Below are 13281 nucleotides of genomic sequence, written 5' to 3'. Positions count from 1 at the left end.
CTAAGTGTCATGAGTCCAGAACAGCGGACCCATGACGCCAGATGCGATCACCGCCAATAACCTCGCCATCGCGCTTGAGAATGCCGGCCGCTTCGATGAGGCCGCCGCGGGCTACCGGGGCGCGTCAGTGCTCGCGCCGCAGGATCCGAGAATTCACCGCAACCTCGGCAATGCCCTGATGCGGTTGGAGCGGCCGGAAGAGGCCGCCGTCGCCTATCGGCAGGCGATCCATCTTGCCCCCAATCATCCGGGCACGCATTTTAATCTCGGCCGCGCGTTGCTGGATCTGGGCCGTGTGAGCGAGGCCGCCCAGGCCTTTCGCGATGAAGCTGTCCTGGCGCCGAACGACGCGGACACCTACCTCAACCTCGGCTGCGCCCTCGAATTCGAGGGGCGCTTGACTGACGCCATCGCCGCTTACCGCAGGGGGATCGAACTCCGGCCCGAGACTGCGTCGGCCCATGTCAGTCTCGGTCTCGCGCTGCTGCGGACGGGCGAGCTGGCGGCGGGCTGGGCCGCCTATGAACGGCGATGGCAAACGCCCGTGATGATTGCGTCCTATCGCACCTTCCCTCAACCGCGTTGGCACGGGGAGGCCGCGCCGGGCCGACGGTTGCTGGTGCATATCGAAGGCGGCTTCGGTGACACGCTCCAATTCTGCCGCTTCGGGCGGCTGGCCGAGACGCGCGGCTTGAAGGTCATTACCGAGGTTCAGAAACCGCTCGTCCGGCTGCTGCGGGGGGTGACCGGGATCGGCCAGATCGCCGTTGCGGGCGAAGATCTTCCGAACTTCGACCTGCATTGCCCCGCGCAGAGCATGCCCTTCGCATTGGGCACGACGATCGACACCATTCCGAGTGCGCCCTCTTACGTCACGGCCGATGCCGCGCTTCGCGCCGAATGGCGGGTGCGTCTGGCGGCAACGGTTCCACCAGGCCTGCGGGTCGGCCTGGCCTGGGCGGGCGAAGCCTATTCCCACGCCCCCGCCTTCGCCGCCATCGATCGCAGACGCTCAATGGATCCGCGCTATCTCGCGCCATTGTTCGACCTGCCGGGGGTGCGGTTCGTGAGTCTGCAGAAGGCCGGCCTGCCGGCACCAGCTGGCTTTCCACTGATCGAGGTCATGCAAGACGTGGAGGATTTCGCCGACACCGCCGCCCTGATGGCCAATCTGGACCTTGTCATCGCAGTCGATACCGCCGTGGTCCATCTGGCCGGCGCAATTGGCACGCCGGTCTGGCTGCTGAACCGATTCGATTCCTGCTGGCGATGGATCAGGGGGCGGCGGGACAGCCCCTGGTATCCGTCTCTGCGCCTGTATCGCCAGCCACAGCCGGGCGACTGGGGGTCGGTCATGGCGGAGGTCACGCGTGATCTGCACGCGCTGGCCATGCAAACCCCGGCGCTGGCTGGGCGGCCTACGCCGCCCAGGGCGAGTCCTGTTTAGCGCGGGTGGCGATACTGGCCCCGCGCGGGCTTGGCGGCCTGCTGCTGGCCGCGCGGGGCGTGGCCACCCTGGGGACGCTTGCCGCCACCCAGGATCGGCGCCTTCATCGTGGACAGCCGCGCCGCCTCGGAGTGATACGGATGATCAGTCGACATCGGCACCGGCTGGCCGATCGTCCGCTCGATCGCATGCAGCCAGGCGCGGTGCTCGGGCTCGCACAGCGACACGGCCAGGCCTTCGCGCCCGGCACGCGCCGTGCGGCCGATGCGGTGGACATAGCTCTCTGCGATATTGGGCATGTCGAAGTTGAAGACATGGCTCACGTCATCGACGTCGATGCCGCGTGACGCGAGGTCCGTCGCGACAAGAACGCGCACGGCGCCCGACTTGAAGCCGGCAAGCGCCCGCTCGCGCTGGCCCTGCGACTTGTTGCCGTGGATCGCCTCGGCGGGGGAGCCCGCGAGGGTCAGCGCCTCCGCGACCTTGTTGGCCGTGCTCTTCGTCAGCGTGAAGACAATGGCGCGGCTGACTTCGGCCGGCTTCACCAGCAACTGGATCAGCTTCAGCTTATTCTCGGGGTCCGTGAACATCACGGTCTGGCCGATGCGGGAGACGGTGGTGGAAGGCGGCGTGACCTCAACCTTCGCAGGGTCGCGCAGCAAGCCATCGGCCAGCGTCGCGATGGCGCTCGGCATGGTCGCGGAGAAGAGCAGCGTCTGGCGGTCGGAGCGCAGCATGGCCACGGCCTGACGGATCGGCTTCACGAAACCCATGTCGAGCATATGGTCGGCTTCATCCAGCACCAGCACGCCGGTATGGCTGAGGTCGATATGGCCCTGGCTGACGAGGTCGAGCAACCGGCCCGGCGTGGCGATGAGGAAATCGACGCCACGGCGCATGGCCGAGACCTGATGCACTTGGCTGACGCCGCCGAAGACAACCGTGTGGGTCATGCCGAGATCGCCGCCATAGGCCGCGATGCTGGCATCGATCTGGGAAGCGAGTTCGCGGGTCGGCGCCAGGATCAGGACATTGGCGCAACGCGGCGGGGCCGGCCGGCGGTCGGCGGCGAGGCGATGCAGGATGGGGAGCAGGAAGGCGGCGGTCTTGCCGGTGCCGGTCTGGGCGAGGCCGAGCAGATCGCGGCCCTTCAGCAGGAAGGGGATGGCCTGCGCCTGGATCGGGGTCGGCGTTGTGTAGCCTTCCTCGGCGAGGGCCGCGAGAAGCTTGGGGTTCAGGCCGAGGTCGGCAAAGGTGGGGTCGATGGCGGAGAGATGGCTCATAAGCTTTGGGCGCCTCCTAGGCGCGTTGGTCGGCGCGGCGGAAGGCTGCGCAAATGGGGTCGGTTGATGGGTTGGAATGTGCCGGCAGAAGGAGCGGCGTCCCTGGCGAGGCACGGTCGCGCCCTTCTCGCTCAACCCCAGGTATAAATACAAGCCTCACATAGTATCACGCGCTATACGCATGGCTCGGGATCGCTTGGACGGCGGAATGCGCTGCGCTTTTCCGCCCTACGAGAGGCGGACCGCCGTAGGGCGGATGAGTGCAGGGTCATCCGCCACATGCGTCTCGCCTACTAGCTGCCCTCGTCCACTTCCGTCGAAAACGCGATCTCCTTCTGCGCATCGAGGGCCGCGACGCGGCCCATCAGGGCCGCTCGCACGCGGACATAGGCGTCCGCACCGAGGAGAAGGCGTAGCGGCGCGGGCTCGCTCTCCGCGCTATCGATCATCGCCTGCGCCATCTTCATGGCGTCGCCTTTCAAGACGAAGGTGCCTGTCTTGACGGCGCGGCGCACCGCCCCTGCCGGCGTGTCGTCATACACCGCCATGGGTGGCGGGCTGACGAGCCCCGCGCGGAAGTTCGTCCGTGTCGGGCCGGGCTCGACGATGGTGAAAGCGACGCCGAAGGACGCGACTTCCTGTGAAACGGCCTCGACGAAGCCTTCGATCGCCCATTTGCTGGTGTGATAGAGGCTGAAGTTCGGATAGGCGATCTGACCGCCCTCGGACGAAACCTGCATAATCCGACCGCCACCCTGCGCGCGCAGATGCGGCAGCGCCGCGCGAATGACCTGGATCGAGCCGATCACGTTGGTGTCGATCTGCTGCCGAATCTGGTCGTCCGTCACCTCCTCCCCCGCACCGAACAAGCCATAGCCGGCGTTGTTCACAACGACGTCGATGCGGCCGAGTTCCGCAAAAGCCCGATCCACCACGGCGCGCACTTTGGCGGTATCGGTCACGTCCAGCGCCGCCAGCCAGAGCCGGTCAGCATATTGCGCCTTGAGGTCATCGAGGGCGCTGACCGTGCGCAGCGTGGCGGCGACGCGGTCGCCGCGGGCGAGAAGGGTTTCGACCAATCCTCGGCCGAGGCCGGAGGAGGTACCGGTGATGAACCAGGTCTTGCTCATGGGATGATCCTTTCGGGTTGCGACGGCGGATCTAGACCTCAGCCATTCATGGCACTATCGGCAGGATGTGGCATGAGTTGGTGAAATTTACCCATGAATGAGCGACCCAGTCTGAGCGATCTTGCGGCCTTCGCCGCCATCGTCGCGCATCGCAGCTTCCGCAAAGCCGCCGACGAGTTGGCCCTGTCGCCCTCCACGCTCAGCCATATGATGCGAATGCTGGAGGCGCGCATGGGCGTACGCCTGCTGCATCGGACGACGCGCAGCGTCTCGGCGACCGAGGCCGGCGCCCGGCTGTTCGACCGGCTGCAACCGGTCCTACGGGATTTCGATCGCGCGCTGGAGGAGGTGGAGGGCTTCCGCGACAGCCCGAGCGGCAGGCTGCGGATCAATACCAGTGAGGTCGCGGCGCGGCTGTTGCTCCGCTCCGTCGTGCCGACTTTCCTGGCGCGCTACCCGGACATGGAATTGGACCTGGTGACGGAAGATCGGCTGGTCGATGTCATCGCCGAAGGATTCGACGCCGGCATTCGGCTGGGTGAGGCGGTGCCCAAGGACATGATCGCCGTGCGCTTCGGCGGCGAGGCCCGCTTCGTGACCATCGCCTCGCCCGATTATCTGCGCGGCCGAACCACGCCGCAGACGCCCGATGATCTGCGGGATCACGCCTGCATTCGCTTCCGCCTGCGCAGTGGCAAGCTGTTTCGGTGGGAGTTCGCGCGTCATGGCCAGGAACTGACGATCGATGTGCCCGGCGTGCTGACGCTCGACCATGTCGAACTCATGGCGGAAGCCGCCGTTGGCGGGCTTGGCGTGGCCTATGTGCCGGAGCGGACAGCCCGGCCCTATCTCGACGCCGGCAAGCTGGTGCGGCTGCTGGACGATTGGTGCCCCTGGATCCCCGGCCTGTTCCTCTATTACCCGGGCCATCGCCATGTGCCGCCGGGGCTGCGGGCCTTCATCGACGTGCTGAAGGCGTCGGAGGGAACCTCAGGCGGTCCCGCGTAAGGCGCGCAACGCGGCGATCGTCGGAACGGTCAGGAGCTCCGGCGGTGCAGCAGCCAAGCCTCGGTTCTTTGGTCGTCACGCGTCACCACAAAATACGTCTACACACGGCGTTTATACTGGGGGGTTACGGTCAACCAAACTCACGCCAGTATGAACCATCGGCCGCCGTGCTACACCGCGCCCATGACCCTCCCCAAACGCCAATTGATGTCCACACGCGTCACGGCTGACCTAGGTTTCTCCCTATGATCGCTGTGATTGGCGCTGGCCCGGCCGGGCTTATGGCCGCCGAAATCCTATCCGCCACCGGTCAAAGTGTGACGGTCTTCGACCGCATGCCCTCGGTCGGCCGCAAGCTGCTGATGGCCGGGCGCGGTGGCCTCAACCTGACCCATTCCGAACCGCTCGACGCCTTCGTCACCCGCTACGGCACGACCGATCCGCGTCTTGCAGCCGCAGTTCATGCCTTTCCGCCCGACGCGCTCCGCGCCTGGGCGGAAGGGCTGGGTCAGGAGCTTTTCACCGGCTCCAGCGGACGGGTTTTCCCCAAAGCTATGAAGGCCTCGCCACTGCTGCGCGCCTGGCTGGCGCGACTCGCAGCGCAGGGCGTGCGCTTCGACCTCCGCCACCGCTGGCACGGTTTTGCCGATGACGGCGCGCTGCTGTTTGACGGCATGGAGCCGGTGCCGGTGGAGGGCACGGTGTTGGCGCTCGGCGGCGCGTCCTGGCCGCGCCTCGGCAGTGACGGCAATTGGACCGACATCCTCACAGCCAAGGGCATTGAGGTCGCGCCGCTGAAGCCCGCGAACTCGGGCGTGATGATCGGCTGGACGCAGGTGTTTCGGGAGCGTTTCGCCGGAACGCCGCTGAAATCCGTGGCGATCCGCGCCCTCGGCCGCGTTTCACGCGGTGATGCCGTCATCAGCGCCTATGGCCTGGAAGGCGGCGCCATCTATGGCCTGTCCTCGGCGCTCCGCGATGCCGGGCCGAGCACCATTACGGTCGATCTTCGCCCCGACCTGAGCGAGGCGGCGGTCGCCGAAAAGCTCCGCATGCTGCGGCCACGCGATAGCCTGTCCAACGGCTTGCGTCGCACGCTGTCGCTCGCGCCGGTCGCCATGAACATGCTGCGCGAGGGCCAGTTCGACCTGCCGCGAGATCCCGTCACCCTCGCCGCCCTGATCAAGGCCCTGCCGCTGCGGGTGACGGGCGTGCAAGGCCTCGACCGTGCCATTTCCTCCGCCGGCGGCATCGCCTTGGATGAGGTCGATGACCGCTTCATGCTCCGTCGCCTGCCCGGCGTTTTCGCGGCCGGCGAAATGCTGGATTGGGAGGCGCCGACCGGCGGCTACCTTCTCCAGGCGTGCATGGCGACAGGCGCCGCCGCCGCGCGCGGCTTGCTCGACTGGCAGACGGCGGCTTGATAAGCCCGTCGTCTGCCAGGGCCACGGAGTCGGGATGACGGTTGCGATCGAGATGGGGCTGACAGCGGCAGGCGGTGCCGCGACCCTCGATCTGGAGGAATTGCTCGCCACCCGCCTGCTGGTGCAGGGCAATTCCGGCTCCGGCAAATCCCACCTCCTGCGGCGCCTTATCGAACAAAGCGCGCCCTGGGTGCAGCAGGCGGTGATCGACCCCGAAGGCGATTTCGTGACCCTCGCCGAGCGCTTCGGCCATCTGGTGATCGATGCCGAGGCCCATACCGAACAGGGGCTGCAATTGGCGGGGGAGCGCGCCCGCGCGCATCGCGTGTCGACCGTGCTAAACCTCGAAGGCCTGGACGCCGAGGGCCAGATGCGCCGCGCCGCCGCCTTTCTCGGCGGCTTGTTCGAGACCGGGCGCGACCATTGGTACCCCATGCTCGTGGTGGTGGATGAGGCGCAGCTTTTCGCCCCGGCCGTCGCCGGCGAAGTGTCGGACGAGGCGCGCAAACTCTCCCTCGGCGCCATGACCAACCTGATGTGCCGCGGCCGCAAGCGCGGCCTGGCCGGCGTCATCGCCACGCAGCGGCTGGCCAAGCTCGCCAAGAACGTGGCGGCCGAGGCCTCCAACTTCCTCATGGGCCGCACCTTCCTCGACATCGACATGGCGCGCGCCGCCGATCTGCTGGGCATGGAACGCCGCCAGGCGGAGGCCTTCCGCGATCTGGAACGCGGGCATTTCATCGCCCTCGGCCCTGCCCTGTCGCGCCGGCCGCTGGCGCTGCGGATTTCGCCGACGGAGACGGAGGCGCGCAGTTCCAGCCCGCGCCTGATGCCCATGCCGGGTGCAGGGCTGGACGATGCGCGTGCCGTCATTCTCGCCGCACCGCCGCCGGAGGCTGCGCGGATCGCGCGCCGGGCGCCCACGCCACCGCCGCCCGATCTGCTCAGCCAGTTGATGGCGACCAAGCCCGCCGCGAGCGAGTTGCTGACCGAAAGCGCAATCGAGACCAGCCCGGCGCTGCTGGCCGAGCGCCGCGCCCGGCTGGACGCCATCCTGCGGACGATGCTGGCCGATCCCGAGGCCGGGTTCCGCGCCATCGGCGTGCTGTATCAGGATTTCCTCGTGCGCTGCCGGATCGAGGGCATCGGTGCCGCCGCGCCGGACCTGCCGGTGTTCCGCCGCATGCTGACCCATGCCCGCGCCGGCGTCGGTGCGGACGAAGCCGAGGATGCGAGTTGGCAGGACGTGACCGCCCGCGCTTCGGTGCTGCCCGAGGATATGCAGGGCATTTTCCTCATGCTCGCCCGCGCGGCGCGGGACCGGCTGCCTTGCCCGAGTGACGGCGCCCTCGCCCGTGCCTATGGCACCCGATCGCTGGGTCGGGCGCGGCGGCTGCTCGCCTATATGGAGGAGCAAAACCTCATCGTCTGTCAGCTCGACGGGTTGGGTCGGCGGATCGTGACGCTGGTGGAATTGGCCTGGGCAACGGCGCCCGCACATCCCGGTGTGGACGAATTGGCGCTGGGTTAGGCGCCATCTTGCTTAGGTCGGCGTCCCCGTGACGCGGCGAAACACCACCGTGTCATCATAGGCCCGCCACAGCACATAACCCGCCGCGAGATCCTGGCCGAGCTTGGCATAGACATCCATGTTCCGCGTTTCGGGCGCGCCGATGTCCGGCACGCGCTTGCAGATCACGAACAGCGGCTTGGTCGCCATGATGCGATCGAACTCCGCCATCGGGTCGATCTCCGCCACATGCGCCAGCAGGCGCGACAGCACGAAAGACGTAAAGGCATAGCGCGTCGGCGGCGTGACATGCAGCAGGCTGTAGAGAATGGGCTGATCGTCGAAGACATAGACGGTGGCACCGGGCGTCTTTGCCAGTTCGGGCCCGATCGCCGCCGCGACATCGGCAGTGGTGTCTCGCAATAGACCGAGACCGACGGGCGGGCGAGCCAGCACCGGGCCCATGCGCGCAATATCCGTGCCCGCCGCCCGAAGCGGTGCCACGAGCACGAGTACGGCCAAGATCACCAGAACGGCGCGCGGGGCGAGGCTGGCCCGGCGCGACAGATCCAACACCATGATGCCGGTGGCGATGCACAGCACCGGCAGAATCTGGATGAAGTAATGCGAGAAATAGAGGCCGCCTGAGGCAACGCCGACCGCGCTCGTCACCACCCAGGCGAGCAGCATGAGGGTGCCGCGTCGCTCAGCGGCAAAGAGTCGCAGGAGCAGCCAGAGCGGCGCGACGTACAAAGGCGGGAACAGCACGGCATGGGACCAGAAGGCGCTCAGGAAACGCGCGGCCGAAAGCGGCACGGCGGCGCGACGGAGGTTGGACAGCAGGCTGGCATCGACAAAGACCGCGAACTGACCGTGGGCGGCGTAAAGCGCGGCGGCGGCCAGGAAGGGCAGCAGCATGCCGATGGCCATCAGCACCGCATAGCGCAGCAGATCGCCCAGTCCCACGAGGCCCCCGCGCGTCCGGCCGAACACCAGGGCGGTCGCGAGCAGCACCGCGCCCACGTCGAAGACCGCGACGTATTTGACCATGAAGGCGACGCCGAGGGAGAGGCCGATGGCGAGCAGGCGCCCAGCCCCAAGGCGTGCGCCGCCGGTCATGGCCATCAGCATGGCGAGGCAGGTGAAGGGCACCATGAACAGCTCGGTATTGGAGGCGACACCGTCTTCCGCGACCGTCGCCACCACGAACCAGGCGCCCGCGAGGCCGGCGCAGAGTTCCACCGCGCGACCTTGCCGCGCCATGACATGGCGGGCGATGCGGTAGATCAAGATCGCGGTCGCGAAAGTCGCCACGACGCCCGCGATGCGCATGGAGGCGACACTGTCCCCCAGCACGGCCTGGAATGCCGCAAAGATGGCGTAGATGCCGATCGGCTTATTGTCGAACAGGGTGGTGTACGGAAGATGCCCGGCGCGCCATTGCTCGGCCATCAGGAAATACAGGCTCTCGTCCCAATCGATCACGCTGAAGGCGAAGGCCGGCAGGCGCGTAGCGACGGAAAGGACCAGAAGGACCGCCGCGACGATCCAAGGGCCGATCGCCCTGGGGATCATGTGCGGCGGCCTGTCTGTCAGAGGCGAGCGATCAGGCCTTGGTGCTGGCGAAGAGCTTCATCGCGGCTTCGATCGCGGCCTCGGCCTCGATGCGGCCACCCCAGCCGGTAACCTTCACCCATTTACCGGGCTCCAGATCCTTGTAGCGGGTGAAGAAGTGCTCGATCACCTTCATGGTGATCTCGGGCAGTGTCGAAAGCTCGGTGTGGTCCTTGAACTGCGGATGCACCTTGTCATGCGGCACGCAGATGATTTTTTCGTCCTTGCCGGACTCGTCTTCCATGAACAGAACCCCGATGGGGCGGGCCCGGATCACCGCGCCCGGAACGACCTGGGCCGGCACAAGAACCAGCGCATCGGCCGGATCGCCATCCTCGGACAAGGTATTGGGAATGAAGCCATACGCAGCCGGATAGGCCATGGGCGTGAACAGGAAGCGATCGACCACGATGGCCCCGCTGTCCTTGTCGATTTCGTATTTCACCGAAGACCCCTGTGGGATCTCGATCACCACATTGATGTCGCCGGGCGGCGCCTTGCCGACGGGGATCTTGGTCACGTCCATCACACTCTCCGGTCTCGGTGGTTCGATGGCTCTAGCAGCCCGCAACGACAGCGTAAACTTGGGGAAGCGGCCTCTTGCCGGAACTGGTATGATGACTGTATCATTATGCTGCGCCCATGACGGGGCTCGCCAAGAATTCAACAGCGCCGCCTGAATGCGACGCATCCAAGGGAGGTTTTTGCTTGCGCAAGAAGACCGGTTTCGCCGTATTCGCCGTGGGGCTCACCCTGGCGATGGCACCGGCGGCATTCGCCGCCAACAAGCTGATCGTCATCATCACGCCCTCACACGACAATCCGTTCTTCGCGACGGAAGCCAATGCAGCTGACGCCAAGGCTAAGGCGCTCGGCTACGATGTGCTGTCGCTGTCCCATGATGATGACGCTAACAAGCAGAATCAGATGATCGACACGGCCATCGCCCGCAAGGCATCGGCCATCATCCTCGACAATGCAGGCGCCGACGTCTCCATCGCCGCTATCGAGAAGGCCAAGGCCGCCGGCATCCCGAGCTTCCTGATTGATCGTGAGATCAACAAGACCGGCGTGGCCGTCGTGCAAATCGTGTCGAACAACTACCAGGGTGCTACGCTCGGCGGTCAGGAATTCTCCAAGGTCATGGGCGAGAGCGGCGATTATGCCGAACTGACCGGCAAGCCTTCGGACACCAATGCCGGCGTGCGCTCCAAAGGCTATCACGACGTGCTCGACCAATTTACCGGCCTGAAGATGGTGGCGCAGCAGAGCGCCAACTGGAGCCAGACCGAAGCCTATTCCAAGATGGAATCGATCCTCCAGGCCCAGCCCAATATCAAGGGCGTCATTGCCGGCAATGACACCATGGCGATGGGCGCCTCGGCCGCGCTTCAGGCCGCCGGCAAGAAAGACGTTTTCGTCGTGGGTTTCGACGGCAGCAATGATGTGCGCGATGCCATCGAGCAGGGCAAGATCCAGGCGACGTCGATGCAGCCCGCCTTCGACATTTCGCAAATGGCGGTGACTGAGGCTGACCAATACCTCAAGACCGGCTCTACGGGAAAACCCGAGAAGCAGCTCGTCAACTGCGTGCTCATCACCAAGGCGAATGCGGCGAAGCTCAACAACTTCACGCTCTCTCCCTGATCGATGCTGGTATCGTCTTTCCGCGACATGCACCCTGTGGTGCATGTCGCGACCCCATCGCGGCGGGACCTTCTCTTGTTCGGTCTCGTTCTGGCAGCACTTCCCGGATGCAAGATCGTTCGCAACGGCACCGCCGTCAAAACCGATCCGCAGAAGCCCGATAGCTTCGACGCGACGGCCTATGTCGCCACACTCTGGAAGCCCAAGGTTGTGCCCTTCTTCGCGGCTGGCGCGCATGATCTGGCAGCGGTCCTGGCCGGGCTCGCCAAGGATTCGGACGCCGCCGATAAGCAATACGGCCAGCCACCGGCCGCCGAAGGTGGCGCCTGGACCTTTGCGATCAAAGGTACGGGCAAGGTCACGGCGGTCGACCTGAAATCGGGTCACGGCACAGTGACGCTCACTGTCCCCGCCGTCTCCTCCCCCGTCATCGTTCAAGTCGGGCCCGTGGTCTTCGGCAGTGCGGTACGGGACTGCCTGCCCTTTCTCGACTTCGCGGCCTTCGTCAATCAAATCGAATACGCCACGGTCTCCCGCGCGCTGAATATGCAAGCGATGGCCGATATTCACAAAACCATTGATCTCACCACCCTCCTGGGCAAGTCCGTGACGTTTTCCGGCGGCATGGCGGACCCGTCCTCGACCGGGGAGATCGACATCACGCCCGTGACCCTGGCGGTGGCGGCATGAGCGACCTCGATCCCATCATCCTGCGGGCGCGCGGCATCGGCAAAGTCTATCCGGGGACCACCGCACTCACCGATGTCGATTTCGATGTCTATCGCGGCGTGGTCAATGTTCTGGTGGGTGAGAACGGCGCCGGAAAATCCACGCTCATGAAGATCCTGGCCGGTGCCGAGCGGCCCAGCGTCGGCACCTTGGAGCTTGACGGCAAGCCGGTCACCTTCTCCTCCGTGAGGCAGGCGGCGGAGCACGGCATTTCCATCATCTTTCAGGAACTCAACCTGTGTCCTAACCTGAGCATCGCCGAAAACCTGTTTATCGGCCGCCCGCTGGGGCGTTACGGCCTGACGATCGACCATGCCGAGCAGCTTCGCCGCGCCCGCGAGATTCTGCTGCGCATGGGACAGACGCTCGACCCGCGCACCCTGGTCGGTGATCTTCGCATCGGTCAGCAGCAGATCGTGGAGATCGCGAAGGCGCTGGTCGAGGATGCGCGCATTCTCATCATGGATGAGCCGACATCGGCGCTGAGTGCGACGGAAGTGGATATCCTGTTCCGCATCGTCAATGACCTGACAAGCGCAGGCGTCGCGATCATCTATATTTCGCATCGCCTGGAAGAGCTCGTACGCATCGGCGATTATATCACCGTGCTGCGAGATGGCAGACTGCAGGCGCGCGCGCCGAAGGCACAGATTTCCGTGCCCTGGATCATTCATGAAATGGTCGGACCGCTGGAAGCCGTGCTGGCGCCTGCCGTGCATCACGCCCAGCGTGTGGTGCTGGAGGCAAAGGACATCGGCCTAGCCGGTCGCCAGGGCCGCCGCGTCGTCGATGGCGTCTCCTTCACCCTGCGCGCGGGTGAGGTCGTGGGATTCTACGGCTTGCTCGGTGCCGGGCGCTCCGAATTATTCGAGTGCATTATGGGCGCGCATGCCGAAGCGCAGGGGCGCGTGGTGGTGGATGGCACCGATCTGTCAGACATGAGCCTGCCTGAACGCATTCGGCGCGGCGTCGCCTTCGTGCCGGAAGACCGTCAGCGCGAAGGGCTGGTGCAATCGCTTTCGGTCGGTTCCAACCTGTCTCTGTCTGCCCTATGGCGCTTCACACGAGGCTTCTGGGTATCGCGCAAGGCGGAAATGGAGGGTATCGATGCCATGATCCGCTCGCTCTGGATCAAGGTGTCAACAGCGGAGGTTGAAATCACGGCCTTGAGCGGCGGCAATCAGCAGAAGGTCGTCATCGGCAAAGCTTTGTTGACACGACCGAAGCTTTTGCTGCTGGACGAGCCCAGCCGCGGCATCGACATCGGCGCCAAGGCGGAAGTCTTCCGTTCGGTGCGTCGCCTCGCGGACGAAGGCCTCGCCATTGCCTTCGCAACTTCGGACCTGAAAGAGGTTCTGGCCTTGTCGGACCGTGTGCTGGTGATGACGGAAGGCCGCATCGCGGGCGAATTCACCCGCGAGACCATGACCGAGGCCGCCCTGGTTGCGGCCTCCACACCGAAATCCCACCGAAAGCAGGCCGCGTGACG

General features: G+C 65.7%; 11 protein-coding genes. 7 read left to right on the top strand and 4 right to left on the bottom strand.

Translation table 11 applies throughout. The features are described 5' to 3' along the window. The first annotated feature begins 31 nt into the window (after window positions 1-31). Window positions 32-1447, top strand: coding sequence for a tetratricopeptide repeat protein (locus QP803_RS03040; protein ID WP_284946203.1), 1416 nt, complete (start codon window positions 32-34; stop codon window positions 1445-1447). On the opposite strand, the gene QP803_RS03035 is transcribed toward QP803_RS03040, so the two are convergent. Continuing rightward, complete coding sequence (locus QP803_RS03035) at window positions 1444-2730, bottom strand: DEAD/DEAH box helicase (RefSeq protein ID WP_284946202.1); 1287 nt, start codon at window positions 2728-2730, stop codon at window positions 1444-1446. The genes QP803_RS03040 and QP803_RS03035 overlap by 4 nt on opposite strands. Window positions 2731-3023: 293 nt before the next feature. Next, window positions 3024-3860, bottom strand: a complete 837-nt coding sequence (locus tag QP803_RS03030; RefSeq protein ID WP_284946201.1) for an SDR family oxidoreductase — start codon at window positions 3858-3860, stop codon at window positions 3024-3026. 93 nt (window positions 3861-3953) lie between these two features. Here QP803_RS03030 and QP803_RS03025 point away from each other — a divergent pair, with 93 nt between their 5' ends. The 3 genes from QP803_RS03025 to QP803_RS03015 all read left to right on the top strand — a co-directional run bounded on the left by QP803_RS03025 (window position 3954) and on the right by QP803_RS03015 (window position 7823). Beyond that, on the top strand, window positions 3954-4868 hold the full coding sequence (locus tag QP803_RS03025) for a LysR family transcriptional regulator (protein ID WP_284946200.1): 915 nt from the start codon (window positions 3954-3956) through the stop codon (window positions 4866-4868). A gap of 245 nt (window positions 4869-5113) precedes the next feature. Beyond that, entirely contained in the window at window positions 5114-6292 is a 1179-nt protein-coding gene (locus QP803_RS03020; protein WP_284946199.1) for a BaiN/RdsA family NAD(P)/FAD-dependent oxidoreductase, read from the top strand. Window positions 6293-6326: 34 nt separating this feature from the next. Then, entirely contained in the window at window positions 6327-7823 is a 1497-nt protein-coding gene (locus tag QP803_RS03015) for a helicase HerA domain-containing protein (RefSeq protein ID WP_284946198.1), read from the top strand. 12 nt (window positions 7824-7835) lie between these two features. Here the strand turns inward: QP803_RS03015 and QP803_RS03010 are convergent, their stop codons facing one another. Together QP803_RS03010 and ppa are read right to left on the bottom strand one after the other, a co-directional pair. After that, window positions 7836-9377, bottom strand: coding sequence for an ArnT family glycosyltransferase (locus tag QP803_RS03010; RefSeq protein ID WP_284946197.1), 1542 nt, complete (start codon window positions 9375-9377; stop codon window positions 7836-7838). Window positions 9378-9408: 31 nt separating this feature from the next. Next, the gene (gene ppa, locus QP803_RS03005; protein ID WP_284946196.1) at window positions 9409-9942 is read right to left on the bottom strand and encodes an inorganic diphosphatase; all 534 of its coding nucleotides are present in this window, start codon (window positions 9940-9942) and stop codon (window positions 9409-9411) included. A 182-nt stretch (window positions 9943-10124) separates the two neighbouring features. Here ppa and QP803_RS03000 point away from each other — a divergent pair, with 182 nt between their 5' ends. The 3 genes from QP803_RS03000 to QP803_RS02990 are packed head-to-tail and all read left to right on the top strand — an operon-like array spanning window position 10125 to window position 13279. Then, a complete protein-coding gene (locus tag QP803_RS03000) occupies window positions 10125-11063 on the top strand; it encodes a D-ribose ABC transporter substrate-binding protein (RefSeq protein ID WP_284946195.1) in 939 nt (312 codons plus the stop codon). Between the two features lie 3 nt (window positions 11064-11066). Beyond that, the gene (locus QP803_RS02995) at window positions 11067-11753 is read left to right on the top strand and encodes a DUF2291 family protein (protein ID WP_284946194.1); all 687 of its coding nucleotides are present in this window, start codon (window positions 11067-11069) and stop codon (window positions 11751-11753) included. Beyond that, window positions 11750-13279 carry a sugar ABC transporter ATP-binding protein gene (locus tag QP803_RS02990; protein ID WP_284946193.1) on the top strand — a complete coding sequence of 510 codons (1530 nt, stop codon included), beginning with the start codon at window positions 11750-11752 and terminating at the stop codon, window positions 13277-13279. The genes QP803_RS02995 and QP803_RS02990 overlap by 4 nt, the downstream gene beginning before the upstream one ends. Window positions 13280-13281: the final 2 nt, after the last annotated feature.

Origin of the sequence: Acidisoma sp. PAMC 29798, assembly GCF_030252425.1 — a bacterium.
GTDB lineage: Bacteria > Pseudomonadota > Alphaproteobacteria > Acetobacterales > Acetobacteraceae > Acidisoma > Acidisoma cladoniae.
This window is presented reverse-complemented; position numbering and strand designations above follow the sequence as displayed.

Excerpts from the sequence above, each read along its gene's own strand:
- QP803_RS03040 (WP_284946203.1), top strand. The coding sequence starts at position 32 with ATGACGCCAGATGCGATCACCGCCAATAACCTCGCCATCGCGCTTGAG.
- QP803_RS03035 (WP_284946202.1), bottom strand. The coding sequence starts at position 2,730 with ATGAGCCATCTCTCCGCCATCGACCCCACCTTTGCCGACCTCGGCCTG.
- QP803_RS03030 (WP_284946201.1), bottom strand. The coding sequence starts at position 3,860 with ATGAGCAAGACCTGGTTCATCACCGGTACCTCCTCCGGCCTCGGCCGA.
- QP803_RS03025 (WP_284946200.1), top strand. The coding sequence starts at position 3,954 with ATGAATGAGCGACCCAGTCTGAGCGATCTTGCGGCCTTCGCCGCCATC.
- QP803_RS03020 (WP_284946199.1), top strand. The coding sequence starts at position 5,114 with ATGATCGCTGTGATTGGCGCTGGCCCGGCCGGGCTTATGGCCGCCGAA.
- QP803_RS03015 (WP_284946198.1), top strand. The coding sequence starts at position 6,327 with ATGACGGTTGCGATCGAGATGGGGCTGACAGCGGCAGGCGGTGCCGCG.
- QP803_RS03010 (WP_284946197.1), bottom strand. The coding sequence starts at position 9,377 with ATGATCCCCAGGGCGATCGGCCCTTGGATCGTCGCGGCGGTCCTTCTG.
- ppa (WP_284946196.1), bottom strand. The coding sequence starts at position 9,942 with ATGGACGTGACCAAGATCCCCGTCGGCAAGGCGCCGCCCGGCGACATC.
- QP803_RS02995 (WP_284946194.1), top strand. The coding sequence starts at position 11,067 with ATGCTGGTATCGTCTTTCCGCGACATGCACCCTGTGGTGCATGTCGCG.
- QP803_RS02990 (WP_284946193.1), top strand. The coding sequence starts at position 11,750 with ATGAGCGACCTCGATCCCATCATCCTGCGGGCGCGCGGCATCGGCAAA.